Here is a 25717-nt window from a genome sequence, read left to right as displayed (position 1 = left end):
CTTACGAAGCTGTAGTGGTCTGCAAAGATTTTGTTGTACCTGCTGTACCCGTCTAAAGCATGTTGCTGTAGGCGTTTCAAACTTGAACCGGTCCGCGGTCACGCGCAAGCGTGAACGATCGAAGAACTGGATTTTATACACTCGAAAGGAAGTACCATGCGTCACCGTCACGGCCTCCGTAAGCTGAACCGTACCTCGTCCCACCGTCTCGCGATGCTGCGCAACATGACCGTCTCGCTGCTGCGTCATGAAGCCATCAAGACCACCGTGCCGAAAGCCAAGGAACTGCGTCGCGTCATCGAGCCGATCCTGACCCTGGGCAAGACCGACACCCTGGCCAACAAGCGCCTGGCATTCGCCCGCCTGCGCGACCGCGAAATGGTGCAGAAGCTGTTCGCCGAACTCGGCCCGCGTTACGCCAACCGTAACGGCGGCTACCTGCGCATCCTGAAAATGGGTTTCCGCGTGGGCGACAACGCGCCGATGGCGTACGTCGAACTGCTGGACCGTCCGGAAGTGACCTCGGCTGAAGAAGCACCGACCGCCGAGTAATCGCTCCTGCGACTGAAGAAACCAGGCCTCGTGCCTGGTTTTTTTTCGCCCGGAAAAACGATGGGTGCACGCGGCGGCGCCCCGGTGTACCATGCCGGGGCGCTGTAACAACTCATCCGATACCATGGCCGTTTCGATCCAACGCTGTTCCCGCCTGTTCCTGCTCGCCTGCCTCGCCCTGTTTGCCGTCCTGTTCGCCGGTCCGAACGGCGCCCGCGCCGCCGACGAGTTCCTCGACCCCGCCATCGCCTTCCGTTTCGACGCCCGCATGGCCGATCCGCAGACGGTCGAGGTCAGGTACCAGATCGCCGAGGGTTATTACATGTACCGCGAGCGCTTCGCGTTCCGCGCCGGCGGCGTCACGCTCGGCGCGCCCGAGATCCCGCCGGGCAAGGTGAAGTACGACCAGACCTTCGAGAAGGACGTCGAAACCTACAAGGGCACGCTGGTCATCCGGATTCCGGTCGAGGGCAGCGGGCCGTTCACCCTGACGGCGGCGAGCCAGGGCTGTGCCGACGCCGGCCTGTGCTACCCGCCGCAGGAACATATGGCCTCGCTGTCGGCCGGCGCCGGTGTGGCGGCACCGCCGCCGCTGCCGATCGGCGCGAATGCGCCGCAGATGTCGACCGGCCCGCTGTCGTCGACGCCGGCGACGGATGCCGCGCCGGGTTGGCCAGTCCAGGCCCCGCCTTCACAGGCCACGGCGCAGCAGGCCATCCCGCAATCCTCGGCTGCGCCCGCCAGCCAGCCGTCCGAGCTGTCCGGCATTGCCGCGATCCTGGGCGACGGCCGCCTGTTGACCATCGTCCCGGCCTTCGTGCTGCTCGGCCTGGGCCTGGCGTTCACGCCCTGCGTGCTGCCGATGGTGCCGATCCTGTCCTCGATCATCGTCGGCGAGGGGAAGCAGGTGCGCCGCTCGCGCGGCTTCATCCTGTCGGCAACCTACTCGCTCGGCATGGCGATCGTGTACACCGCGCTCGGCGTCGCCGCCGGCCTGGCCGGCGAGGGCCTGGCCGCCGCACTGCAGAACCCGTGGATGCTGGGCGCCTTCGCCTTGCTGATCGTCGCCATGGCGATGTCGATGTTCGGCTTCTACGAGCTGCAGCTGCCCTCGGGCCTGCAAAGCCGGCTGGCCAACGCGTCCGGGCGCCAGTCCGGCGGCAAGCTGGCCGGTGTCTTTGCGATGGGGGCGATCTCGGCGCTCATCGTCGGCCCCTGCGTCGCCGCGCCGCTGGCCGGCGCGCTGGTCTACATCAGCCAGACGCGCGACGTCGTCGTCGGCGGCGCCGCGCTGTTCGCCATGGCGATCGGCATGAGCATCCCGCTGCTGCTGGTCGGCGTGTCGGCCGGCTCGCTGCTGCCGCGCGCAGGCGCATGGATGGAGTCGGTCAAGCGCCTGTTCGGTGTGCTGATGCTGGCCATGGCCTTGTGGCTGGTGTCGCCGGTGCTGCCGCCGGTGGCGCAGATGCTGGGCTGGAGCGCGCTGCTGCTCGGCTACGGCTTCTACCTGATGCGCACGCACCGCCATTGGGCGGCGATGGCCGCGGGCGCCGCGTTTGCCGTGCTGGGCGCGACGCAACTGGTCGGCGTGGCCAGCGGCGGGCGCGATCCGCTCGCGCCCCTGGCGCACCTGGGCGGGGCCCCGCACCAGGAGCTGGCCTTCAAGCGCATCAAGACGGTGGACGACCTGGACCGTGAACTGGCGGCCAGCGCCGGCAAGACCGTCATGCTCGATTTTTATGCGGACTGGTGTGTGTCGTGCAAGGAGATGGAACGGTTCACGTTCGTGGACCCGGCGGTGCAGGCAAGGCTGGCCGATACCGTGCTGCTGCAGGTCGACGTGACCGCCAACGATGCGGCGGACAAGGCGATGCTCAAACGCTTCGGCCTGTTCGGGCCGCCCGGGATCATCCTGTTCGACCGTGAGGGAAAGGAGATTCCCGATAGCCGGGTGATCGGCTACCAGGATGCGAAGAAATTCCTGAATTCGCTGGCGAAGCTGCCGTGATCTGAACGGGAAACCGGTGTCGGCAGGGTGGCCGCGTGAGCCAGGCAGTGGCCCGCGCGACGAACGCCGGGCCTGCGACTGGCTATCGATCAGCCGTGCATCATGCCATGGCCGCCATGGCCACGATGATGGCGGCCGCCGCCACGGCGTTGCTGCTCGTCGAACACCTTGCGCTGTTCCGGCGTGAGCGCCGCATACAGGCTGTTCAGGGCCGACAGGCGGGCTTCCATGCGCGCGGTGCGCTCCTTCTGCAGGGCGATGTGGCGCTCCAGTCGCTGCGGCGCGGTGAGGGCGGCGCGCTGCTCCTTGCTCAGGCGCTGGCCGGCGCGTTCGCCCTTTTGCGGCGGCGTCTGGCTCGCCACGAAGGCCTGCCACACGGGCTGCTGGGCCGGGGTCAGCTTCAGCGCGTCCTGCAATTTGGACTGGCGCGCGGCGCGCATCTCGGCGCGCTTGGCGCGCAACTCGGCCATCTTGGCCTGGCGCTGTTCCGGGCTCAGGTTACGGAACTCGGCGCGCTTGGCCTGGCGCTCTTCCTGTTTCATCGCGTGGCCGTGGCGGCCTTCCTGCGGAGCGGTGGTCTGCGCCTGCACGCCGAGCGAAGCGCCGGCGATGCCGAAGGCGGTCAGGGCAATCACAATATTCTTGCGGACGGTGTTCATGTGTCTTCCTTTAGTGAGAGTCGGGTGGGTGTGCACTTTGCATCCGGACTGCTCGCTGCACGGTTCCCATCATCGCCAGAAACTGTAACCGCGGGATTTCCCCTGTCCGATTCTTTGTATCAATATGTTTCGCGCTTCCCGGCATATACAAGCCGATACAAAACGGCTGTCCACGCAAGCCGCGAATCCGGATAATTGAGGGTATGGACAATCCCTCTACGATCCTGATCGTCGACGACGACCGCGACATCCGCACCCTGCTGGCCGACTACCTCGAGTCGAACGGCTACCGCACCATTGCCGCCGCCGACGGCACCGGCATGTGGAAAGCGCTCGACGACGCGCGCCCCGACCTGATCGTGCTCGACCTGAACATGCCGGGCGACGACGGCCTGACCCTGTGCCGCAAGTTGCGCGCCACCTCGAGCCTGCCGGTGATCATGCTCACCGCCCGCAACGAGCCGCTCGACCGCATCCTGGGCCTGGAGATGGGCGCCGACGACTACCTGCCGAAGCCGTTCGAACCGCGCGAACTGCTGGCCCGCATCCGCAGCGTGCTGCGCCGCTCGCACGCCATGCCGTCCAACACGCCGTCCGAGAATGTGCAGCAGATGCGCTTCTCCGGCTGGACGCTCGACCTCACCGCGCGCCACCTGGTCAACCCGCAGGGCGTGGTCATCATGCTGTCGGGCGCCGAGTTCCGCCTGCTGCGCGTGTTCCTGGAACATCCGAACCGCGTGCTCAACCGCGACCAACTGCTCAACCTGACTCAGGGTCGCGACGCCGATCCGTTCGACCGCTCGATCGACATCCAGATCAGCCGCCTGCGCCAGAAGCTGGGCGAAGACGCGCGCATGCCGCAGATCATCAAGACCGTCCGCAACGGCGGCTATGTGCTGGCAGGGCAGGTGACCGTGGAGCCCCCGGCGTGAAGGCATTCTTCGGATCGATGACCGGCCGCGTGTTCGTCACGCTGCTGCTGGGCATTCTGATCTCGGCAACACTGACCCAGCTGGCGGCCGACCTGGAGCGCCAGCATGTCATCGAACAGCAGCGCGACCAGCACCTGCTCGAACGCGCCGAACAGCTCGTGATGGCCACCGAGATCGTGCCGGCCTCGGCGCGCTCGGTCTACCTGTCGGTGGCGAACCGTCCAGGCCTGCGCCTCGAAGTCGGCGCACCCCAGCCGCTGGCCGAGGAGCCGACCTGGTTCGCCAGCTCGCTCGCAGCGCGCCTGGGCGAAGGCTACAGCATCACCTCGGCGGCAGGCCGTCCGGCTTCGTGCGACATGTCGCACCAGCAGACCGTCCTCTACGGCCTGATCCGCACCCAGTGGCGCGGGGCCTGCGAAACCCTGAACGTGCGCCTGCGCGACGGCGAAGAACTGCGCCTGTCGGTGCTGCCCCCGCGCTCGGCCTTCACCGGCCCCGAAACCGATTACCGCACCGTCATCGCCCTGTTCCTGGTCAGCATCGCTGCGCTGGCCTACGTGGTGGCGCGCATGACGACCCGTCCTTTGAAGGTGCTGGCGCGCGCCGCCCAGGACCTGGGCCACGACATCAACCGCGCGCCGCTCGACCTCAACGGCGCCAGCGAGATCCGCCAGGCCAGCGCGGCCTTCAATGCGATGCAGGCGCGGATCCGCCAGTACATCTTCCAGCGCACCCAGATGCTCGCGGCGATCACGCATGACCTGCAGACGCCGCTCACCCGCATGCGCCTGCGCCTCGAAAAGGTGGCGGACGCGGAACTGCAGGAACGCCTGATCGGCGACCTGTCGGCCATGCAGGCGATGGTGCGCGAAGGCCTGGTACTGGCGCGCAGCATGGACACCACCGAGAACATGCAGATGCTCGACCTCGATTCGCTGCTGGAGGCGGTCTGCGCCGACGCGGTCGATGCCGGCCAGCAGGTCGAGCTGAGCGGCCACGCGGGCATGGCCCTGCTGGGCCGTCCGCTCGACCTGCGCCGCTGTCTCGGCAACCTGATCGACAACGCGGTGAAGTACGGCCGCGAAGCGCACGTGACGGTCGAGCGCATGGGCGGCGCGGCGCGCGTGCGCATCCGCGACAAGGGGCCCGGCATTCCGGCCGGCGAGCTGGGGCGGGTGTTCGATCCGTTCTACCGCGTCGAGTCCTCGCGTTCGCGCGAATCGGGCGGCACCGGGCTGGGCCTGACGATCGCCCGCAACATCGCCGAGCAGCATGGCGGCAGCATCGCGCTGGCGAACCACCCGGAGGGCGGCCTGGAAGTGACGCTGGTGCTGCCGGAGTACTACCCGAACAAGTAACGAATACGGTTCATTATCCTGAAACTTGGGTGTGCGAGAATGCGGCGCCGCGTGTTGACGTCGCAGGGTGCGCGCACCGAATATTAGAAATAGCCGCCGGAACGGGCGGCAAGGGACAAACATGAAAAAGAAGAATGCTGGATTCATCGCTGGTGTCGTGGCCATCGCCATCGCCGGCGGCTGGTACCTGAACAAGGGAGACGGCGCGCACGCCGAGGGACAGGCGGGCCAGGGCCCCGGCGGCAGGGGCGGCATGCCCCCGGTCACCGTCAACGTGGTGGCGCCGCAGCGCCAGGACGTCGGCGTCGAGCTGTCGGCCAACGGCACCGTCACCCCGGTGCGCACCGTCGACCTGCACCCGCAGACCACCGCCACCATCCGCCAGGTCCACATTCGCGAAGGCCAGTTCGTCAAGCAAGGCCAGGTCATGTTTTCGCTGGACGACCGCGCCGACCGCGCCAACGTGGCCCGTGCCGAAGCCCAGGTGGCGCAGAACCGCGCCACCCTGGCCGACCTGGAGCGCCAGTACAAGCGCAGCCAGGAACTCGCCTCGCAAGGTTTCCTGTCGCAGAGCGCCGTCGACTCCCTGCGCAGCCAGGTCGAGGCGGCCCGCGCACTCGTGCAGAGCAACGCCGCGGCGGCGCGCGCCAGCCAGGTCAGCGCCAGCTACACCACCATCCGCGCCCCGATGTCGGGCCGCGTCGGCGCCATCGACATTCACCCGGGCGCGCTGGTGCAGCCGACCACCTCGCTCACCACCATCACCCAGCTCGACCCGATCGACGTCTCGTTCACGCTGCCTGAATCCGCGCTCGGCGCGCTGCTGACGGCCCAGCGTGCCGGCAAGGTCGCGGTGCAGGCCAGCACCGGCCACGAAGCCCGCCCGCTCACCGGCGAACTGAAGTTCGTCGACAATGCCGTCGACCCGGCCGCCGGCACCATCCGCGTGAAGGCGCAGTTCGCCAATCCCGAATCGACCCTGTGGCCGGGCCAGTACGTGAGCACCCGCATTACCGTCCAGACCATCCGCGACGCGGTCGTGATCCCGCAGAACGCGATCATCACCAGCACCCAGGGTACCTTCGTCTACGTGGTGGGCGAGGGCAACGAGGCGCGCCAGGTCAAGGTGGCGCGCCTGCACGGATTCGGCGAGTATGCTGCCGTGACCGGCCTGTCCGGCAACGAGCAGGTCATCACCGAAGGCAAGCAGAACCTGCGTCCGGGCGGCAAGGTACGGACGGCCGGTGCGCCCGCCGCCGGCGCCCCGGCGGCGGGCGCCGCGCCGCAAGCTGCAGCGACCGAGACGGCCGCCAAGAAAGGTGAAAAGGCATGAACCTGTCCGAACTGTGTATCCGCCGTCCGGTGATGGTGGTGCTGATGTCGCTGTGCCTGGTCCTGGTCGGCGTCCTCGCATACATGCACATCCCGGTCGCGGCGCTGCCGAGCTATAACACGCCGGTCATCAACGTCAATGCCAACCTGCCGGGCGCCAGCCCGGAGAACATGGCCTCCTCGGTCGCGCTGCCGCTGGAGAAGCAGTTCGCGACGATCGCCGGCATCAAGATGATCAGCTCGACCAACACCCAGGGCAACACCTCCCTGACGCTCGAGTTCGATGAATCGATCGACGTCAACGAGGCCGCCGTGGACGTGCAGGCCGCGCTGCTGCAGGCCCAGCGCCAGCTGCCGCAGGAAATGACCGACCTGCCGTCCTACCGCAAGATCAATCCGGCCGACGCCCCGATCCTGTTCATGCACATGACCTCGCCGTCGATGGACCTGTCGGAGCTGAACGACTACGCGGAAAACCTGGTCTCGCCGGCGATCTCGACCCTGCCGGGCGTGGCCCAGGTGTCGGTCAACGGCGGCAAGCGCTTCGCGGTGCGCGTGCGCGCCAGGCACGACCTGATGAACGCACGCAATATCTCGATGGCCGAGCTGGCCACCGCGCTGCGCTCTGCCAATTCGATCACCCCGCTCGGCATCCTGGATGGCCCGACCCAGAGCCTGACCATCCAGGGCGGCGGCCAGCTGATGCGCGCCGCCGACTTCTCCGGCCTGATCGTCGCCACCCGCGACGGCCTGCCGGTGCGCCTGCGCGACATTGCCGAGGTCGAAGACAGCTACCAGTCGGTCAAGGCAGCCGGCAGCCTCAACGGCGAACGCTCGATCGTGCTGATGGTCCAGCGCCAGCCCAACGCCAACACCGTGCAGGTGGTCGACGCCGTGCGCGAACTGATGCCGCGCTTTAAGCAGCAGCTGCCGCAATCGATCACGATCCACCTGGTCAACGACCGCTCGGACTCGATCCGCGAGGCGATCCACGACGTCAACCTCACGCTCGCCGGCACCGTGGTGCTGGTGATCCTGGTGATCTTCCTGTTCCTGCACCGCGTGACGGCCACCTTCATCCCGGCCGTGACGGTGCCGATCTCGCTGCTGGGCGCGCTGTCGCTGCTGTATGCCTTCGGATACAGCCTCGACAACATTTCCCTGCTCGGCATCACGCTGGCGGTCGGCCTGGTGGTCGACGATGCGATCGTGGTGCTGGAGAACATCGTGCGCCACATGGAGATGGGCAAGAAGCCGCTGCAGGCCGCGCTGGTCGGCTCGCGCGAGGTGGCCTTCACCATCGTCTCGATCTCGATCTCGCTGGTGGCGGTGTTCATTCCGATCTTCTTCATGCCGGGCGTGATTGGCCTGCTGTTCCGCGAGTTCGCCGTGATCGTCGGCCTGGCGGTGCTGGTGTCGGCCCTGGTGTCGCTGACCCTGGTGCCGATGCTGTCCTCGCGCATGATCAAGCATGGCGGCCACGTCGATCCGAAGGACATGTCCTGGGTCGGCCGCCGCTTCGAGGCGATGTTCACCAATGTGCGCGACGGCTACACGCGCACCCTGGACATGGCGCTGCGCCACCGCTTCTTCGTGCTGATGGTGGCGGTCGGCACCTGCGTGCTCACCGCCGTGCTGTACATGACCATGCCGAAGGGTTTCTTCCCTGAGGAAGACATCGGCCAGATCCGCGTCACGGTCGAGGCCTCGGAAGACACTTCCTCGCTGGCGCTGCAGAACCTGCAGGCCAAGGTGGTGGACGCGGTGCGCGCCAATCCCCACGTGAAGGACGTGACCTCGTTCACCGGCGGCGGCAATACCGGCCGCATGTTCCTGGTGCTCAAGCCGCGCAGCGAACGCCCGGCGATGCCGGAGGTGGTGGACGAGCTGCGCAAGGCCACGCGTGGCATCGCCGGCGTGCAGGTGTTCATGGCGCCGGTGCAGAACCTGCAGCTGGGCGGACGCCAATCGAAGAGCCGCTACCAGTACACGCTGCAGAGCGTGTCGGGCGGCGAGATCGGCGGCTGGGCCGAGCAGTTCCTGGAACGCATGCGCGCCGACCAGCGCTTCCGCGACGTCACCAGCGACTCCCAGAACAAGGCGCTGCAAGCCACCATCGACATCGACCGCGACAAGGCCGCGCTGCTGGGCGTGGAAATGGCCGACATCCGTACCGTGCTGTACGCCTCGTTCGGCGAGCGCCAGGTCTCGACGATCTACTCGACCGCCGCCAGCTACTACGTGATCCTGGAGGCGGCGCCGTCCGACCGCTACTACGACGAAGCGCTGTCCCGCGTGTCGGTGCGCGCCAAGTCCGGCGAGCTGGTCAGGCTGTCGAGCTTTGCCAGCGTCAGGCGCACCGTCGGTCCGCTGGCGGTCAACCACCAGGGCCAGCTGCAGGCGATCACGCTCTCGTTCAACCTGGCCCCGGGCGTGGCGCTGGGCGACGCCACCGCGGCGATCGAGGAGATGGGCCGCGCGATGAAGCTGCCGGCCTCGATCATCACCAACTACGGCGGCGACGCACAGGTGTTCAAGGACACCCAGTCGAGCCAGCTCATCCTGATCATCGCCGCGCTCGGCGTGATCTACGTGCTGCTTGGCGTGCTGTACGAGAGCTACATCCACCCGATCACCATCCTCGCCGGCCTGCCGTCGGCGGCCGTGGGAGCCCTGTTGACGCTCTGGGTTTTCGACATGGACCTGACCCTGATCGCGATGATCGGTATCCTGATGCTGATCGGTATCGTCAAGAAGAACGCGATCATGATGATCGACTTCGCGCTCGACGCCCAGCGTACCCTGGGACTGAGCCCGCAAGAGGCGATCCGCGAGGCCTGCATCCTGCGCTTCCGTCCGATCCTGATGACGACGCTGGCGGCGATGATGGGCGCACTGCCGATCGCGCTGGGCATCGGCGCCGGCGCCGAGCTGCGCCAGCCGCTGGGCCTGGCGGTGGTGGGTGGCCTGATCTTCTCGCAGGTCATCACGCTATACATCACGCCGGTGATCTACCTGTACCTCGACAAGTACAGCGGCACCGGTCCGATGACCGACAAGCAGCTTGCCAAGCTCGAGGCCGCCCACTGACGGCATCATCGAACGCACCGGCAGGCGAAGCATTTCCGCCTGCCGGTTGCCGCTCTCCTGATACATCTTGTAACACTCATCAACGTCCCTGGCGGGTAAGCTGTACGCCATCTTAAGGCTGCATGAGGTGCAGCGCTGCCGCAAAACGGTTAGACTGCGGCTCTCTGCTGCATTGACACCCAACCCGACGCTGCCCCAGGAACCGTTCGACCTTGCGTGATTATTCCCACATCTGCGACGAGCAGACTGACGTGTGCGCGCACTGCGGCCAGCCGCTGCAGGGGCGCTCCGTGCCCGTCTATGGCCGCCAGGGCCTGAACCGTCCGGCGCTGGTCGGTACGGTGCTGCTGCACCTGCTGCTGGTGGTGATCTGGCTGTTCCAGCCCGACAAGGAAAGCAAGCAGGCCAAGCCGGCATCGGGCAACGAGGGTGAGGTGGTGTATGTCGCGCCGATGCAGCAACCGCCCAAGGCCGCGCCGCGCGAACAGGCGCCCAGGCCGACTCCGCCACAGTCCAAGCCGGTACCGAAGCCGCGCCAGGAGCGCATCGAGATCGCGCGCCTGCCGGACACCATCACCACGCCGCCGGAGCAGCCGGTCGAGCAGCCTCAGCCGCAGCCGCAGCAGAAGTTCGACGAGCAGCAGCCGATGGACATGCAGGCCTTCATCGAAGCACGCCGGCGCCAGCGCGGCGCGGCGACAGGCAGCGAACAGCCGGCCGAGGAAAGCGAAGCCGCGCGCGGTACGCGCAATGCGCTGGCAAATATTGCGGCCATCAACGGCCGCGGCCGCGAAGACCGCAACGAGACCGGCGGCGTGTTCTCGGTATCGAACAAGACCTTCCACAGCATGGACCTGAAGTTCCGCGGCTGGAACCCGAATTTCAAGCGCCGCTGGCTGACGCAGGTGACGGTGGAGCAGGGCAGCGAACCGGACATCGAGATCGCCGTCGTCAAGAAGATGATCGAGCTGATCCGCCGCGAAAAGACCGGCGACTTCGAGTGGGATTCGCACCGCCTGGGCCGCATCGTCAAGCTCAGCGCACGGCCGCAGGATACCGACCAGCTGATGACCTTCCTGTTCAAGGAAATGTTCCCGGAGTACAAGCCGCCACCGCAGTGGCGCTGAGGTCCTTCGGATCGACTACCACGCGGTGCGGCGCCTGCCGCACCCGTATTTGCCATCCCGCGCCGTACACCCTCCCGGCCATGAAAACAAGCCGGTGCCCTCCGCATACCTGCACCTGAGAAATCCCTTCGATCTAGCGCAATGTCCTAGCGACTAGCATTGTTGTGCTTGCCCATATGACAACTCGGCCGGAGCGTTTACGCTGACTCCACGCTTATCCAAATGACATGGGTTAGCTGCCGTGTCCGGGGAATCGCCCTGGGCACGGTTCACACTTTACCGGAGAGCACGTCATGATCGACAAGCCATACGAGGTGTGCAACCAGTCGCGCCGCGCCGCCTTGAGAGCGGCCAGCCTCGCCCTCTGCACCACCATGCTGCCGCTCGGCGGCCTTGCCCGCGCCAACAACGGCGCGCCACGCTACCGCCGCTACAACGCGTCGGGTCCGCACGGCGCGCGCATGCTCAAAAGCTATGCGAAGGCGGTGCGCGCCATGCTGGCCCTGCCGCCCGAGGATCCGCGCAACTGGTACCGCCAGGCCATCATCCACACGCTGGACTGCCCACATGGCAACTGGTGGTTCCTGCCCTGGCACCGCGCCTACCTCGGCTGGTTCGAGCAGATCTGCCGCGAGCTGAGCGGCGATCCGCAGTTCGCCCTGCCGTACTGGGACTGGACCGTGGAGCAGAAAGTCCCGGATGGCATGTTCGACGACGTGCTCGACCCCAACCACTCGGCCTATACGGCGACCGCCGGTGATTTCCAGCGCGCCCTGACCGGCGTGATCGCGGGCGCCGGCTACTGGTCGCTGTCAGGCGGCAGCTTCAACTCCCGTTCGCAGCTCAGCCAGTTGCTGACGCGCCGCATCCGCTTCGAGCCGGACCTGATGTTCGACATGGTCGCCGATCCGCGCGGCCGCATGTTCTTCGACCAGCCGGGCGCACGGGGCATCCGGCGCGAGCAGCCCGGCTTCTCGCTGGCCACGGCCGACGCCTGCTCTCCGGCCACGATCCAGGCCGCGCTGGCGGCGCCCGATTTCCCCACTTTCGGCAGCCCGAAGACCTCGAACCACAGCACCCCGGCCGGCTTCGGCATCCTGGAAGCCCGGCCCCATAATTCGATCCACCGCTGCGTGGGTTCGCGCGACTGCAACTTCGTCGAGACGCGCGGCTTCATGGCCGACATGCTGTCCCCCGTCGACCCGATCTTCTTCCTCCACCACGGCAACATCGACCGGCTGTGGGAAGTCTGGACCCGCCGCCAGATGCGGCAGGGGCTGCCCTACCTGCCGGCCGGCGTCGAGCTGCGCACCGACTTGCCCGACGCACAGAAGTCAGCGGCAGAACGCGCGACCGATTACTACCGTTGGGCACGCCAGACCTTCCTGTTCTTCGTCGACAAGGACGGCAAGCCCGTCACCAAGACGCGCACCGATGACTACGCGTGGATGAGTTCGTTCGACTACGGCTACGAGCAAGGTTCCGGCGACGACTCGGTTCCGTCGGCTGTTCCCGTCCCGCGCCGGAAAGCAGTGCGCGGGCAGGTCGTCGAGGGCAGCGTGCTCAGGCGGCGTGTGGACAAAGGGCGGCCAGCCATCGCGAAAGTCAGTCTGCCCAGCACCATGGTCGACGCGGTCAAGACGAGCGGCCAGGTGCTGGTGGCCAACGTCACCCTGAACTTCCCCGAGATGGCCCACGACGCTTACATGGTGATCCTGGGCGGGCCCGACGACCTGTCGCACGTGGACGCGTCCAGCCCCCATTACCTGGCGACCATCATGATGTTCGGCCACCGCAGCGCCCACGGCGCCCTGACCTACACCTTGCCGCTGAGCGAGAAGCTGCGCCAGGCCAGCGCGGCGCAATCGCTGCCGGCGGACGGCACGATCCAGCTGCGCATCGTGCCGATGTGCGGGCCGGATTGCCATGAGCATGGCCATGACCATCATCATCACGATACGGCCCATGGGGAGGCGGTCGAGCTGGTCGCGGTGAACGTCCAGGCATATTGAGGGCTTGTGGAAAGAAAACGGCGCCATCGGCGCCGTTTGACTGGAAGAGCAGGCGATTCAGCCGCGCGCCTTGAGCATGCGCGCGATCTCCAGCGCAAAATAGGTCAGTACCCCGTCCGCGCCGGCACGCTTGAAGGCCATCATCGACTCCATCATGACCTTGTCGTGGTCGAGCCAGCCGTTGATGGCCGCCGCCTTGATCATCGCGTATTCGCCGCTGACCTGGTAGGCGAAGGTCGGTACCTTGAACTCGTCCTTCACGCGGCGCACCACGTCGAGGTAGGGCATGCCGGGCTTGACCATCACCATGTCGGCGCCTTCGGCCAGGTCGAGCGCCACTTCGCGCAGGGCCTCGTCGCTGTTGGCCGGGTCCATCTGGTAGGTGTTCTTGTCCGCCTTGCCCAGGTTGGCGGCCGAGCCAACCGCGTCGCGAAACGGGCCGTAGAAGGCGGATGCGTACTTGGCCGAGTAGGCCATGATGCGGGTGTGGATGTGGCCGTTCGCCTCCAGGGCGCCGCGGATGGCGCCGATCCGGCCGTCCATCATGTCCGAGGGCGCCACCATGTCCACGCCGGCTTCGGCCTGGGCGAGCGACTGGCGAATCAGCATCTCGATGGTCTTTTCGTTGACGATGTAGCCGTTCTCGTCCGGCAGGCCGTCCTGGCCGTGCGTCGTGTACGGGTCGAGCGCGACGTCGGTCATGATGCCCAGTTCCGGGAAGTTGCGCTTCAGTTCGCGCACGGCGCGCGGCACCAGGCCTTCCGGATTGGTTGCCTCGATGCCGTCATAGGTCTTGAGCGAGGCATCGACCACCGGGAACAGCGCCAGCACCGGGATGCCCAGGGCCACGCATTCTTCCGCCACCTTGAGCAGCAAGTCCACCGACACCCGCTCGACGCCCGGCATCGAGGCCACCTGCTGGCGCTGGTTCTCGCCGTCGAGGATGAACACCGGGTAGATCAGGTCGGATGCGGTCACGACGTTCTCGCGCATCAGGGCGCGCGAGAACGGGTCACGGCGCATGCGGCGCATGCGGGCGGCAGGGTAGGTGGCAGGCGTGATGATGGTCATGTAGGTTCCAGTGAGGTCCCGGTGAGCGTCCTGTGGGGTTATTGCGGAGCGTCGTCGTCGCCCGGTGCGGCATCGGCGGCGCCGGCATCTTCCTGCGGCGCGTCGCCGGCCGCATCCAGCCCGAGCAGCTCGATGATCTTGGCATCGGCTTCCTCGACGCCGATGCGCTTGAGCGCCGAGAACAGCTGCACCGTGAACGGGAAGCCTTCGCCTTCCTCGTCAACATAGCTGTCGAGCAGCTTCTGCGCCTGGCGCAGGGCATTGGTCTTTTCGTTCTGGTTCAGCTTGTCGGCCTTGGTCAGGATGCAGTGGATCGGCTTGCCAGTTGGGGCGAACCATTCGAGCATCTGGATGTCGAGGTCGGTGAACGGGCGGCGCGAGTCCATGATGAGGACCAGCGCGGCCAGTTGTTCGCGGCGCTGGACGTAGTCGCCCAGCAGCTTCTGCCAGTGCAGCTTGGCCGTGCCCGACACTTCGGCATAGCCGTAGCCCGGCAGGTCGACCAGCAGCGCTTCGATCTCGTCGACCCGGACCGCATCCTTGCGGTGCTGGCCCACGTGGGCGCCGCCGATCGAGAAATAATTGATGTGCTGGGTGCGGCCCGGCGTCTTCGACGCAAAGGCAAGCCCCTTCTGGTTGGTGAGAATATTGATCGCCGTGGATTTGCCCGCGTTCGAGCGCCCGGCGAAGGCGATTTCGGGCACCGTGGTGCCGGGAAGGTCGCGCAACTGATTAACGGTCGTGAAGAACCGGGCCTGCCATAGTTTGGACATGCAGATTGAACGTTTGGAAAGGTTGAAATGACAACGAAATGGCGATACGGAAACAAAGCTATTGTACAATAAGGGGTTCATTGCTGCTCCGCCCCAGGGGAGTACCAATAAGGCTGCTGCACGGTGTCACTGTAAATCCAAAATCTGTTTTTGACTTTTTCAGGGTGCTTGTATGAATCGTCTGACGTTTCCGCTTTTGAAGTCCTTGTTGGTTGCAACCCTGACTGTATGCGGTAGTGTGTCCACGGCCGCAGCCCAGTCCAACGCACCGGCGGTCGCCAACAAGGCCGACCCGGCCAAAGGCGGCACCCTCTACGATTCGGGCGACGCCGCGCGCGGCTTGCCGGCCTGCCTGTCCTGCCACGGCGCCGCCGGCAACTCGACCATTTTCGCCAACCCGAAACTGTCGGGCCAGATCGAAGCCTATACCCACAAGCAGCTGGTGGACTTCACCACGCCGAACCGCCAGAACCCGATCATGACGCCGTACTCGAAAATGCTGACCGAGGACGAGAAGCGCCACATCGCCGCCTACCTGGCCGTGCAGAAGGCCAAGCCGGGGGCGGCCAAGAACAAGGACACCGTGGAACTGGGGCGCAAGATCTACCGCGGCGGCATCGCCGAGAAGGGCGTCGCCGCCTGCGCCAGCTGCCATGGCGCAGCCGCCAACGGCATCCCGGCCCAGTACCCGCGCCTGGCCGGCCAGCACCAGGACTACACCTACGCCCAGCTCGACGCGTTCAAGAACGGCACCCGCAAGAACAGCCCGCAGATGACCACGCTGGCAGAACGCATGTCGCCGGAAGAAATGAAGGCGGTATCCGACTATATCGCGGGCCTGAAGTAAGCAGCGCCAGTCAGGAACCGCGGCGTTTCCGCTGCTGAATCGGTAGGGTGGTCGGCCGTGCCGGCCGCGCGTTCGGCAAGCAGTTGAGGAGCAGGGTGGTTTGCAGAGGCAGGCTGCACGCACGAACGATCACGCTGCCCGCCGGCACGACCGCGGCAGATCCTCCCCCCTTGCCACCGCGTGGGCGGCATAGCCGCCACCCTACAGTTGCTGTATGCTCTGGTGGATTTGCTGGCTTGACGGAAGCTGTAGAGAATGAGTACCACCGGAATTGAACTGAACACCCGCCGCCGCGCCCTGGCCGAGGCGGTCGAGCTGGTATCGTCGATGCGCTTCGCGATCAGCCTGCTCACGATCGTCTCCATCGCCTCGATCATCGGCACCGTGCTCAAGCAGAACGAGCCGATGCCGAACTACGTCAACCAGTTCGGCCCGTTCTGGTTCGAGGTGTTCGCCAAGCTCGGCCTGTACAACGTGTACACGAGCTGGTGGTTCCTGCTGATCCTCGTCGCCCTCATCGTCTCCACCGCCCTGTGCGTGGTGCGCAACGCGCCGAAGATGGTGCGCGACATGCGCAGCTGGCGCGAGCACGTGCGCGAAGAGTCGCTGCGCAATTTCCACCACAAAGCCGAATGGCAGGCGCCGCTGGACCGCGCAGCATTGGCGGACCAGACTGCCGCGCGCCTGCGCCATGCCGGCTACGGGGTGCGCATCGTCGAGAAGGATGGCGGCACCCTGGTGGCGGCCAAGAAGGGGGCGGGCAACAAGTTCGGCTACATCTTCGCGCACAGCGCGATCATCGTGATCCTGCTGGGCGGCATGCTCGACTCGGAGTTGCCGGTCAAGTTCCAACAGTGGTTCTTCGGCAAGACGCCATTTGGCGGCACTGGCGTGATCGCCGACATTCCGGCCCGGCACCGCCTCGGCGTGTCGAACCCGACCTTCCGCGGCAACACCCTGATCGCCGAGGGCCAGACCACGAATACCGCGCTGCTGCCCCAGGCCTCGGGCGTGCTGGTGCAGGAACTGCCGTTCTCGATCAAGCTCGAAAAGTTCCACATCGATTTCTACTCGACCGGCATGCCGAAGCTGTTCGCCAGCGACGTGATCGTGCGCGACCACGAGACCGGCAAGACCTTCCCGGCCACGATCAAGGTCAACCATCCGCTGATCTACAAGGGCGTGGCGGTGTACCAGTCGAGCTTCGAGGATGGTGGCAGCAAGCTCAAACTGACCGGTTTCCCGATGGCCGGCGCCACGGCGCAACCGTTCCAGATCGGCGGCGCGGTCGGCGCGGCAACCGAGCTGGTGCACGGGGGCGAGACCTATTCGGTGGAATGGTCGGGCTTCCGCCCATTCAACGTCGAGAACCTGGCGGCCAGCCAGGATGCGCGCGCCGTCGCGAAGAACGTCTCGTTCAATGAACAGCTGAGCGCCACGCTCGGCAAGGCGTCGGGCTCCGCGGCCAAGGTGGTCGACACCAAGGAACTCAAGAACGTCGGCCCCAGCGTGCAGTACAAACTGCGCGACAAGACCGGCCAGGCGCGCGAGTTCCTCAACTACATGCAGCCGTTGACGCTGGAGGGGGCGCAGGTCTACCTGGCCGGCGTGCGTTCGAGCCCGTCGGAGAACTTCAGCTTCCTGCGCATCCCGGCCGACGACCAGTACAGCGTGCGCACCTGGATGCGCCTGCGCGCGGCGCTGGCCGATCCGGCGCTGCGCGGCGAGGCGGCCAGGCGCTATGCCGAGCGGGCCCTGGCGCCCGAGCAGCGCCAGGGCGAGCTGGCGCGCCAGCTGGAAGAGTCGGCGGCACGCACGCTGGCGATCTTTGCCGGAGCGAACGAGGGCGAGCGCGGCGGCTTCGTGGGCGTGTCGCAGTTCCTGGAAAAGATTCCGCCGGCCGAGCAGGAAAAGGCCGCCAACATCTTCATGAAGATGCTCAACGGCGCCCTGTGGGAGCTGTGGCAGGCCGCCAACGCCCGTGCCGGCGCGCCGCCGGTCGAGCCGACCGAAGCCAATGGCCGTTTCCTGCAACTGGCCACCAATGCCCTGTCCGACAGCGTCTTCTACGACGCGCCGGTCTACCTGCAGCTCGACGAATTCGAGGAGGTCAAGGCCTCGGTGCTGCAGCTGACCCGCTCGCCGGGCAAGAACATCGTGTACTTCGGCTGCCTGTTGCTGGTAGCCGGCGTGTTCGCAATGTTCTATATTCGTGAACGGCGCATGTGGGTGTGGGTGCGCGACGGGGAGGGCGGCGCCCATGCCCTGATGGCCATGAGCACCCAGCGCAAGACGCTCGACTTCGAGCGCGAATTCGACGACCTGAAAGTGAAATTGCCGCAACGCGCGTGATCGTCCAGATCACCGGCGGCATCTGGAGAGAACGATGGAATTGTCGCAGTCCCAAGCAAGCAAGCCGCAGGCGTATGTCCAGGAACCCGGCTTCTTCCAGCGCCTGAACGCCCTCGACTGGCTGTACGGCGCCGGCCTCCTGGCGGCGGCCCTGTTCGCGCTGAACCGCTACGCGCACCACATGGACATCTACGAGCAGGTGATCCTGGTGCTGACCGCGCCGACCTTCGCGCTGCTCGGCTGGTACTGGAAGCCGATGCGCTGGCTGGTGCCGCTGGTGGCGGCGCTGTCCTTGTGGGCGATCGCGCTGTACGGCGGCAGCCTGGAGGCGGCCAACCAGACATTCTTCCTCAAGTACATGCTGTCGAGCCAGTCCGCCATTCTGTGGATGAGCGCGCTGTTCGTGTTCTCGACGGTGTTCTACTGGGTGGGCCTGTTCAGCCGCTCGGCCTTCGGCTCGGTCGGCAGCAAGATGTGCTGGGCCGCGGTGGTGCTGGGCTCGGTCGGCATGATGGTGCGCTGGTACGAGTCCTACCTGATGGGCCCGGACGTCGGCCATATTCCGGTGTCGAACCTGTACGAAGTGTTCATCCTGTTCGCGATCATCACCGCGATGTTCCACCTCTACTACGAAGAGCGCTATGCGACGCGCCAGCTCGGCCCCTTCGTGATGCTGATCATCGCGGCCGCGGTCGCCTTCCTGCTGTGGTACACGGTGTCGCGCGACGCCGCCCAGATCCAGCCGCTGGTGCCGGCGCTGCAGAGCTGGTGGATGAAGATCCACGTGCCGGCCAACTTCATCGGCTACGGCACCTTCGCGCTGGCTGCCATGGTCGGCACCGCCTACCTGCTCAAGTCGCACGGCATCCTGGCCGACCGCCTCCCGAGCCTCGAGTTGCTCGACGACGTCATGTACAAGTCGATCTCGGTCGGCTTCCTGTTCTTCACCGTCGCCACCATCCTGGGCGCGCTGTGGGCAGCCGAAGCCTGGGGCGGCTACTGGTCGTGGGACCCGAAGGAAACCTGGGCCTTGATCGTCTGGCTCAACTACGCGGCCTGGCTGCACATGCGTCTCATGTCGGGCCTGCGCGGGCGCGTCGCGGCCTGGTGGTCGGTGGTGGGCCTCCTGGTGACGACCTTCGCCTTCCTGGGCGTGAACATGTTCCTGTCGGGGCTGCACTCGTACGGCGAACTGTAATTGTCCCGGCAGGCCGGGGTGGGCGGCGCCGGCTGCGTGGGCGCCCTAACGCTGGCTTAAGGGAAAGTGGTGTAATGTGAAACCTCACATTGTCCGTGGGGTTGTGCCATGTTGATCAAGAGACCTGGCGAGGGCGGGATCATCCTGCCGTCCGAGATCACGCCGCAGGAGGTCTACGAAGACCGCCGCCGTTTCATCGCCCGCATGGCGGCCACCGCGGCCGTCGGCACCGGCATCTGGGAGATGGCCAACCGCGAAGCCTTCGCCCAGGGGCAGCAACTGGCCGCGGCCAGGAATGCCGCCTTGTCCACCCAGGAAAAGCAGACCTCGTTCAAGGACGCCAGCTCGTACAACAATTTTTATGAGTTCGGCCTGGATAAGGGCGACCCGGTCAAGAATGCGCACACGCTGCGCACCCGGCCCTGGACAGTGACCATCGACGGCGAAGTAAAAAAGCCCGTCACGCTCGACATCGACCGCATCCTGAAGCTGGCCCCGCTGGAAGAACGCATCTACCGCCTGCGCTGCGTCGAGGGCTGGTCGATGGTGATTCCGTGGGTCGGTTATTCGCTCTCGAACCTCTTGAAACAGGTCGAGCCGCTAGGTTCCGCGAAATACGTCGAATTCACCACCCTGGCCGACCGCCGCCAGATGCCGGGCCTGCGCAGCCCGGTGCTCGACTGGCCGTATGTGGAAGGCCTGCGCATGGACGAGGCCATGCACCCGCTCACGCTGCTGGGCCTCGGCATGTACGGCCAGGTACTACCGAACCAGAACGGCGCGCCGGTGCGCCTGGTCGTGCCCTGGAAATACGGTTTTAAATCGGCCAAGTCGATCGTGCGCGTGCGCCTGACCAGCCGCCAGCCGCGCACCGCGTGGAACGATTCGGCGCCGAGAGAGTACGGTTTTTATTCGAACGTGAACCCGAACGTCGACCACCCGCGCTGGTCACAGGCGAGCGAGCGCCGCATCGGCGAGGACGGCTTCTTCCAGCGCAAGCGCAAGACCCTGATGTTCAACGGCTACGACCAGGTGGCGTCGCTGTACAGCGGCATGGACCTCAAAAAGTTCTTCTGAAGGAGAGCAAGCCGTGGCGTTCAACCCGTCCAACAAGCAGGTCGGCTGGCTGAAAGCGGCGGTGTTCGTGCTGGCGCTGCTGCCTTTCCTGCGCATGGCCTGGCTGGTGGCGCAGGGCGTGCCGGTCGAACCGCTCGAATACCTCACGCGCGGCACCGGCGACTGGGCCCTGTATTTTCTCTGCATTACCTTGGGCGTGACGCCGCTGCGCCGCCTCACCGGCTGGAACTGGACCGTGCGCCTGCGCCGCATGCTGGGCTTGTTCGCGTTCTTCTACGCGCTGCTGCACTTCACCTGCTTCTTCTGGTTCGACCATTTTTTTGACGTCGCGGAAATGCTCAAGGACGTGGTGAAGCGACCGTTCATCACGGTCGGCTTCATCGCCTTCGTGCTGTTGATTCCGCTGGCGGCGACCAGCACCAATGCGATGATCAAGAAACTGGGCGGCAGGCGCTGGCAGTGGCTGCACCGGCTGGTCTACCTGATCGCGCCGCTGGGCATCCTGCATTTCTGGTGGATGAAGGCGGGGAAGAACGATTTCCAGGAGCCGATCATCTTTGGCGCGATCGTGGCGCTGCTACTGGGGTTGCGGGTGTACTGGAGCGCGGCGAAGAAGACACAGGCCGCGCGGGCGTAGGGTGGACGGCTCTGCCGGCCACCCTGCGGTGAACACTGTGCCACGAGCGTGGCACAGGTTTATTTCAGCATCGTTTCCAGCGCAAACAGGTCGGCCGGATTCTCGCGCTGGCGAATGACGTGGACCCCGTCGCCGTCGACGATCACCTCGGCCGCGCGCCCGCGCGTGTTGTAGTTCGAAGCCATCGTCATGCCGTAGGCACCCGCGGTCATGATCGCCAGCAGGTCGCCCGGTTCGACGGCCAGGTCGCGCTCGCGTGCCAGCCAGTCGCCCGATTCGCACACCGGGCCGACCACGTCATAGGTCAGCTGTTCGCCTTCGCGCGGCACCACCGGCTGCACGCCCATCCAGGCCTGGTACAGGGTCGGGCGCATCAGGTCGTTCATGGCGGCGTCGACGATGGCGAAGTTCTTTTCCACGCCCGGCTTCAGGAATTCGATCTTGGTGAGCAGTACGCCGGTGTCGGCCACGATCGAGCGGCCCGGCTCGAAGATCACCTTGATCGGCTTGCCGTCGTGCTTGTCAAGGCGCCAGGCGTCGATGCGCGCGAACAGGCGGCCCAGGTAGTCGCCCACCGGCACCGGTGGCTTGTCGCCTTCGGCGCCGTAGTTCACGCCCAGGCCGCCGCCGATGTCGAGGTGGTGCAGATTGACGCCGTCGGCGGCCAGGGTGTCGATCAGCTCGATCAGCTTGTCGAGCGCTTCGAGCAGCGGGGCGTCGTCCAGCAGCTGCGAGCCGATGTGGCAGTCGATGCCGACCACGTCCAGGTGCGGCAGCGACGCGGCGGTGCGGTAGGTCGCGAGCGCGTCGTCGAAGGCCACGCCGAACTTGTTGGCCTTCAGGCCGGTGGCGATGTACGGGTGGGTCTTGGCGTCCACGTTCGGGTTCACGCGCAGCGACACCGGGGCGCGCTTGCCCATGCTGCCGGCCACCTCGTTGAGGCGGTGCAGTTCGGGAATCGACTCCACGTTGAAGCACAGGATGCCCTTCTCCAGCGCCAGCTTCATTTCCTCGACGGTCTTGCCGACGCCCGAGAAGATGGTCTTGCCCGGGTCGCCGCCGGCGGCGATCACGCGCAGCAGCTCGCCGCCCGAGACGATGTCGAAGCCGGCGCCTTCGCGCGCCAGCAGGTCGAGGATGGCCAGGTTCGAGTTGGCTTTCATTGCGTAGCACACCAGCGCGTCACGGCCGGTGCAGGCATCGGCGTAGGAACGGAAATTCTCCAGCAGCGCGGCTTTCGAATAGACATAGGTCGGGCTGCCGAATTGTTCGGCGATGGCGGGCAGGGCGACGCCCTCGGCGTGCAGGACGCCGTTCTGGTACTGGAAGTGCGACATGTGGATAAGGATTACTTGGTCGGGGCCGGGGTCGAGGCGTTGTTGGATGGAACAGGTTGGGCCGGCTGCTCGGGAACAGCCACTGGAGCAGGCTTGGCGGGCGGGGTCGGCATGTACAGCGGACCCGTCTGGCCGCAGCCGGCCAGGGCGGCGGCGACGAGGCCGGCGCCGGAAAGCAGTGCGATGGTGGACTTCACGATTAGAATGGGGGTTTATTGGCAGACTTTGGAGTGTAGCATGACCGAATCCGAATTTTTGGCGCTGGCCGAAAGCACCCTGGACCGCATCGAAGAGGCGTTCGACCGCCTGAACGATGCCGACGTGGTCGACGTCGAATGCAAGCGCAGCGGCAACGTGCTGGAAATCGAATTCCTGCGCAATGGCTCGAAAATCATCGTCAACAGCCAGGCGCCCTTGCAGGAAATGTGGATGGCGGCGCGTGCCGGCGGCTACCACTACAAGCGCGTGGGCGAGGAGTGGCGCAACACGCGCGACGACACCGAGCTGTTCGCGGCGCTGTCCGAATGCGCGACCCAGCAGGGCGGCGCGCCGGTGGCGCTGGGCTGATATTGCAGGGTGGACGGCGTGTGATCCACCTCGCTGGGCCAGCGTGCTCAGCGCGTCCGGCGCGACGCTAAAAATCGTCGCGTCTGCTCAAGCGGGATGTGAACGCATGGTCGGCAGAGCCGACCTCCCTACAAAAATGGCGGCCCAAGGGCCGCCATTTTTTACCAATTGGTCAAAAATCAGAACAGCTCGTTCCTGACCGCGTCGCGCTGCTTCTGCTCGGCCGGCGCCGGCGGCGGGCCGACGTCGAGCGACTGCACGCCGGTGCCCGGCGGGTTCTCGGCGTAGTAGTACTCGCCGTTGTACAGCACCAGTCCCGGCGGTACCTCGCGCTCGACGTTTTCCTCGCCCTTGAGCGCCTTGCCCATGTAGTTGATCCAGATCGGCAGGGCCAGGCCGCCGCCGGTTTCGCGGTTGCCCAGGTTCTTGGGCTGGTCGTAACCCATCCAGGCGACACCCACGATCTTCGGGTTGTAGCCGGCGAACCAGGCATCGATCGAGTCGTTCGTGGTGCCGGTCTTGCCCGCCAGGTCGGTGCGCTTGAGCGACAGCGCCTTGGTCGCGGTACCGAAGCGCACCACGTCGCGCAGCATGCTGTCCATCAGGAAGGCGTTGCGCGCGTCGATCACGCGGTTGGCCTCGATGCCGGCGCGGTCCGGCCGGGCCTCGGACAGCACCTTGCCGTCGCTGTCGGTCACCTTCGAGATGATGTAGGGGCTGATGCGGTAGCCGCCGTTGGCGAACACCGCATACGCGCCCGCCATCTGCAGCGGCGTGGTCGAACCGGCGCCCAGCGCCAGCGTCAGGTAGGCCGGGTTGCGCTCCGGCTCGAAGCCGAAACGGGTCGCGAATTCCTGGCCGTAGCGCGCGCCGATCTTGTTCAGGATGCGGATCGAGACCATGTTCTTCGACTGCGACAGGCCGCGCCGCATCGTCATCGGGCCTTCGTAGCGGTTGTCGTAGTTTTTCGGCACCCAGGGTTGGCCGCCGGTCTGGCCGGCGTCGAAACTGATCGGGGCGTCGTTGACGACGGTCGCCGGCGACAGGCCGCGCTCGAGCGAAGCCGAATAGATGAAGGGCTTGAACGAGGAGCCCGGCTGGCGCCAGGCCTGCGTCACGTGGTTGAACTTGTTGCGGTTGAAGTCGAAGCCGCCCACCAGCGCCCGGATCGCGCCGTCCTCGGTGCTGGCCGCAACGAAGGCCGATTCGACTTCCGGCATCTGGGTGATGATCCACTTCGATTCGTCGTCCTGCATCACGCGGATCACGGCGCCCCGGCGCAGGCGGCGGTTCGGCGCGGCCTTCTCGGACAGCCAGGATTTGGCGAAGGCCAGGCCGGAACCGCTCATCTTGATGGTCTCGCCGGAAGCGATGGTGGCCGTGACCTGGCTCGGCGAGGCCTGCAGCACGATGGCGGCGACGATGTTGTCGCTGTCCGGATGCTCGGCCAGTTCGGCCTCGATGGCTTCGTCGGCGTCCTGCTTGTCCTTCGGGATGTCGATATAGGACTCCGGCCCGCGGTAGGGATGGCGGCGCTCGTACTCCATCACGCCGCGGCGCACGGCGAGGTAGGCCGCGTCCTGGTCGGCCTTGGTGATGGTGGTGAACACGTTCAGGCCGCGCGTGTAGGTGTCTTCCTTGAACTGTTCATAGACCAGCTGGCGCGCCATCTCGGCCACGTACTCGGCATGCACGCCGAAGGCGGTGCTGTCGGTCTTGATCTTGAGCGGCTCGTTCTTCGCCTGCTCGTACTGGGCGTCGGTGATGTAGCCGAGCAAGTGCATGCGCTGCAGGATGTACTGCTGGCGCGTCCTGGCGCGGGTCGGGTTGACGACCGGGTTGTAGGCCGACGGCGCCTTCGGCAGGCCGGCCAGCATCGCGGCTTCGGCCACGCTGATCTCGCTCAGGTCCTTGCCGAAGTAGATCTGGGCCGCCGACTGGAAGCCGAAGGCGCGCTGGCCCAGGTAGATCTGGTTCATGTACAGCTCCAGGATCTGGTCCTTCGAGAGGTTCTTCTCGATCTTCCAGGCCAGCATCGCCTCATAGGCCTTGCGCTTGAAGGTCTGCTCCGACGACAGGAAGAAGTTGCGCGCCACCTGCTGGGTGATGGTCGAGGCGCCCTGGCGCGTGCTGCTGGTGGCGTTCTTGAACGCGGCGCGCAGGATGCCCCAGTAGTCGACGCCGCTGTGCTCGTAGAAACGGTCGTCCTCGATCGAGAGCACCGCCTTCTTCATCACGTCGGGGATGTCCTTGAAACGCACCAGGGTGCGGCGTTCCTCGCCGAATTCGCCGATCAGGACGTTATCCGCGGTGAAGATCCGCAGCGGCATCTTGGGGCGATAGTCGGTGATGGTGTCGAGCGCCGGCAGGTTCGGGTAGGCCATCGCGAGCGCGAACACCACCACCAGCACGCCGATGACCGCCAGGCCGCTGATGGCGCCGAGGGCCATCAGGATCAGGCGTTTCGGGCTGTATTTCGACGAGGCTGACGCCCCGGCTTGTTTCTCTTTCATGCTGGCTTTCGCTTTGTAGAAATTTTCTTCGTTGAACCGCCTCATTATAAGGCAGCCGTTTCCCAACCCGAAACGAGTTCGCCCAGAAACACGCCGAAGTCGGACCGAATCGGCCGCTCAACAATATCAAGCTGGAAACGGTCGTGGCAGGGCTGATAACACCCCTCGTTAGAGTGTGGCGCGCACGCGCCGGATTGTCATGTTCCTGCGCAGAAATATCTTGTCTGGGTGCATCCTTTTCGCTACGATCTAACGCGGTGCCTCATATATGTGCA

At 65.9% G+C, this 25717-nt stretch carries 20 protein-coding genes; 14 read left to right on the top strand and 6 right to left on the bottom strand.

What is annotated here, in order from left to right:
• The first annotated feature begins 156 nt into the window (after positions 1-156).
• Positions 157-552: a 50S ribosomal protein L17 gene (gene rplQ / locus ACFFJK_RS06400; RefSeq protein ID WP_005663400.1), complete on the top strand. Its 396-nt coding sequence runs from the start codon at positions 157-159 to the stop codon at positions 550-552.
• A 124-nt stretch (positions 553-676) separates the two neighbouring features.
• Positions 677-2560 (top strand): protein-disulfide reductase DsbD, encoded by a 1884-nt coding sequence (gene dsbD / locus ACFFJK_RS06395; protein WP_379678347.1) that lies wholly within the window; start codon positions 677-679, stop codon positions 2558-2560.
• An 89-nt stretch (positions 2561-2649) separates the two neighbouring features.
• Here the strand turns inward: dsbD and ACFFJK_RS06390 are convergent, their stop codons facing one another.
• Positions 2650-3219, bottom strand: coding sequence for a Spy/CpxP family protein refolding chaperone (locus tag ACFFJK_RS06390; protein WP_379678345.1), 570 nt, complete (start codon positions 3217-3219; stop codon positions 2650-2652).
• A gap of 203 nt (positions 3220-3422) precedes the next feature.
• Between ACFFJK_RS06390 and ACFFJK_RS06385 the strand changes: the two genes are divergently transcribed.
• The 6 genes from ACFFJK_RS06385 to ACFFJK_RS06360 all read left to right on the top strand — a co-directional run bounded on the left by ACFFJK_RS06385 (position 3423) and on the right by ACFFJK_RS06360 (position 13070).
• Complete coding sequence (locus ACFFJK_RS06385; protein ID WP_379678344.1) at positions 3423-4151, top strand: response regulator; 729 nt, start codon at positions 3423-3425, stop codon at positions 4149-4151.
• Positions 4148-5509 (top strand): ATP-binding protein, encoded by a 1362-nt coding sequence (locus tag ACFFJK_RS06380; RefSeq protein WP_379678343.1) that lies wholly within the window; start codon positions 4148-4150, stop codon positions 5507-5509. The genes ACFFJK_RS06385 and ACFFJK_RS06380 overlap by 4 nt, the downstream gene beginning before the upstream one ends.
• A gap of 121 nt (positions 5510-5630) precedes the next feature.
• Positions 5631-6842, top strand: a complete 1212-nt coding sequence (locus ACFFJK_RS06375; RefSeq protein WP_379678342.1) for an efflux RND transporter periplasmic adaptor subunit — start codon at positions 5631-5633, stop codon at positions 6840-6842.
• Complete coding sequence (locus ACFFJK_RS06370; protein ID WP_379678340.1) at positions 6839-9931, top strand: efflux RND transporter permease subunit; 3093 nt, start codon at positions 6839-6841, stop codon at positions 9929-9931. Before ACFFJK_RS06375 ends, ACFFJK_RS06370 begins: the two co-directional genes overlap by 4 nt.
• Positions 9932-10143: 212 nt before the next feature.
• On the top strand, positions 10144-11058 hold the full coding sequence (locus ACFFJK_RS06365) for a hypothetical protein (protein WP_379678338.1): 915 nt from the start codon (positions 10144-10146) through the stop codon (positions 11056-11058).
• A 293-nt stretch (positions 11059-11351) separates the two neighbouring features.
• A complete protein-coding gene (locus ACFFJK_RS06360) occupies positions 11352-13070 on the top strand; it encodes a tyrosinase family protein (RefSeq protein WP_379678336.1) in 1719 nt (572 codons plus the stop codon).
• A gap of 57 nt (positions 13071-13127) precedes the next feature.
• Here ACFFJK_RS06360 and hemB read toward each other — a convergent pair whose 3' ends face one another.
• Positions 13128-14141 carry a porphobilinogen synthase gene (gene hemB / locus ACFFJK_RS06355; protein ID WP_379678335.1) on the bottom strand — a complete coding sequence of 338 codons (1014 nt, stop codon included), beginning with the start codon at positions 14139-14141 and terminating at the stop codon, positions 13128-13130.
• A 38-nt stretch (positions 14142-14179) separates the two neighbouring features.
• Positions 14180-14914, bottom strand: coding sequence for a ribosome biogenesis GTP-binding protein YihA/YsxC (yihA, locus tag ACFFJK_RS06350; RefSeq protein WP_379678333.1), 735 nt, complete (start codon positions 14912-14914; stop codon positions 14180-14182).
• A gap of 172 nt (positions 14915-15086) precedes the next feature.
• Here yihA and ACFFJK_RS06345 point away from each other — a divergent pair, with 172 nt between their 5' ends.
• The 5 genes from ACFFJK_RS06345 to msrQ all read left to right on the top strand — a co-directional run bounded on the left by ACFFJK_RS06345 (position 15087) and on the right by msrQ (position 21025).
• Positions 15087-15761: a c-type cytochrome gene (locus tag ACFFJK_RS06345; protein WP_379678331.1), complete on the top strand. Its 675-nt coding sequence runs from the start codon at positions 15087-15089 to the stop codon at positions 15759-15761.
• Between the two features lie 255 nt (positions 15762-16016).
• Complete coding sequence (locus ACFFJK_RS06340; RefSeq protein WP_379678330.1) at positions 16017-18113, top strand: cytochrome c biogenesis protein ResB; 2097 nt, start codon at positions 16017-16019, stop codon at positions 18111-18113.
• Between the two features lie 34 nt (positions 18114-18147).
• A complete protein-coding gene (ccsB, locus tag ACFFJK_RS06335) occupies positions 18148-19311 on the top strand; it encodes a c-type cytochrome biogenesis protein CcsB (RefSeq protein WP_379678329.1) in 1164 nt (387 codons plus the stop codon).
• A 108-nt stretch (positions 19312-19419) separates the two neighbouring features.
• Positions 19420-20388 (top strand): protein-methionine-sulfoxide reductase catalytic subunit MsrP, encoded by a 969-nt coding sequence (msrP, locus tag ACFFJK_RS06330; RefSeq protein ID WP_379678328.1) that lies wholly within the window; start codon positions 19420-19422, stop codon positions 20386-20388.
• Positions 20389-20401: 13 nt separating this feature from the next.
• Positions 20402-21025, top strand: coding sequence for a protein-methionine-sulfoxide reductase heme-binding subunit MsrQ (msrQ, locus tag ACFFJK_RS06325; protein WP_379678327.1), 624 nt, complete (start codon positions 20402-20404; stop codon positions 21023-21025).
• 59 nt (positions 21026-21084) lie between these two features.
• Here msrQ and lysA read toward each other — a convergent pair whose 3' ends face one another.
• Complete coding sequence (gene lysA, locus ACFFJK_RS06320) at positions 21085-22362, bottom strand: diaminopimelate decarboxylase (RefSeq protein WP_379678326.1); 1278 nt, start codon at positions 22360-22362, stop codon at positions 21085-21087.
• 11 nt (positions 22363-22373) lie between these two features.
• Complete coding sequence (lptM, locus tag ACFFJK_RS06315) at positions 22374-22559, bottom strand: LPS translocon maturation chaperone LptM (protein ID WP_379678324.1); 186 nt, start codon at positions 22557-22559, stop codon at positions 22374-22376.
• 40 nt (positions 22560-22599) lie between these two features.
• Here lptM and cyaY point away from each other — a divergent pair, with 40 nt between their 5' ends.
• Positions 22600-22929 carry an iron donor protein CyaY gene (gene cyaY, locus ACFFJK_RS06310; protein WP_379678323.1) on the top strand — a complete coding sequence of 110 codons (330 nt, stop codon included), beginning with the start codon at positions 22600-22602 and terminating at the stop codon, positions 22927-22929.
• A gap of 179 nt (positions 22930-23108) precedes the next feature.
• On the opposite strand, the gene ACFFJK_RS06305 is transcribed toward cyaY, so the two are convergent.
• Positions 23109-25442 (bottom strand): penicillin-binding protein 1A, encoded by a 2334-nt coding sequence (locus tag ACFFJK_RS06305; RefSeq protein WP_379678322.1) that lies wholly within the window; start codon positions 25440-25442, stop codon positions 23109-23111.
• Between the last annotated feature and the right edge of the window lie 275 nt (positions 25443-25717).

The sequence above is a fragment of the Massilia consociata genome (assembly GCF_042432755.1).
Lineage (GTDB): Bacteria > Pseudomonadota > Gammaproteobacteria > Burkholderiales > Burkholderiaceae_D > Telluria > Telluria consociata.
Note: the sequence above shows the minus strand (reverse complement) of the source record. Positions and strands in the feature narration are given on the sequence as shown.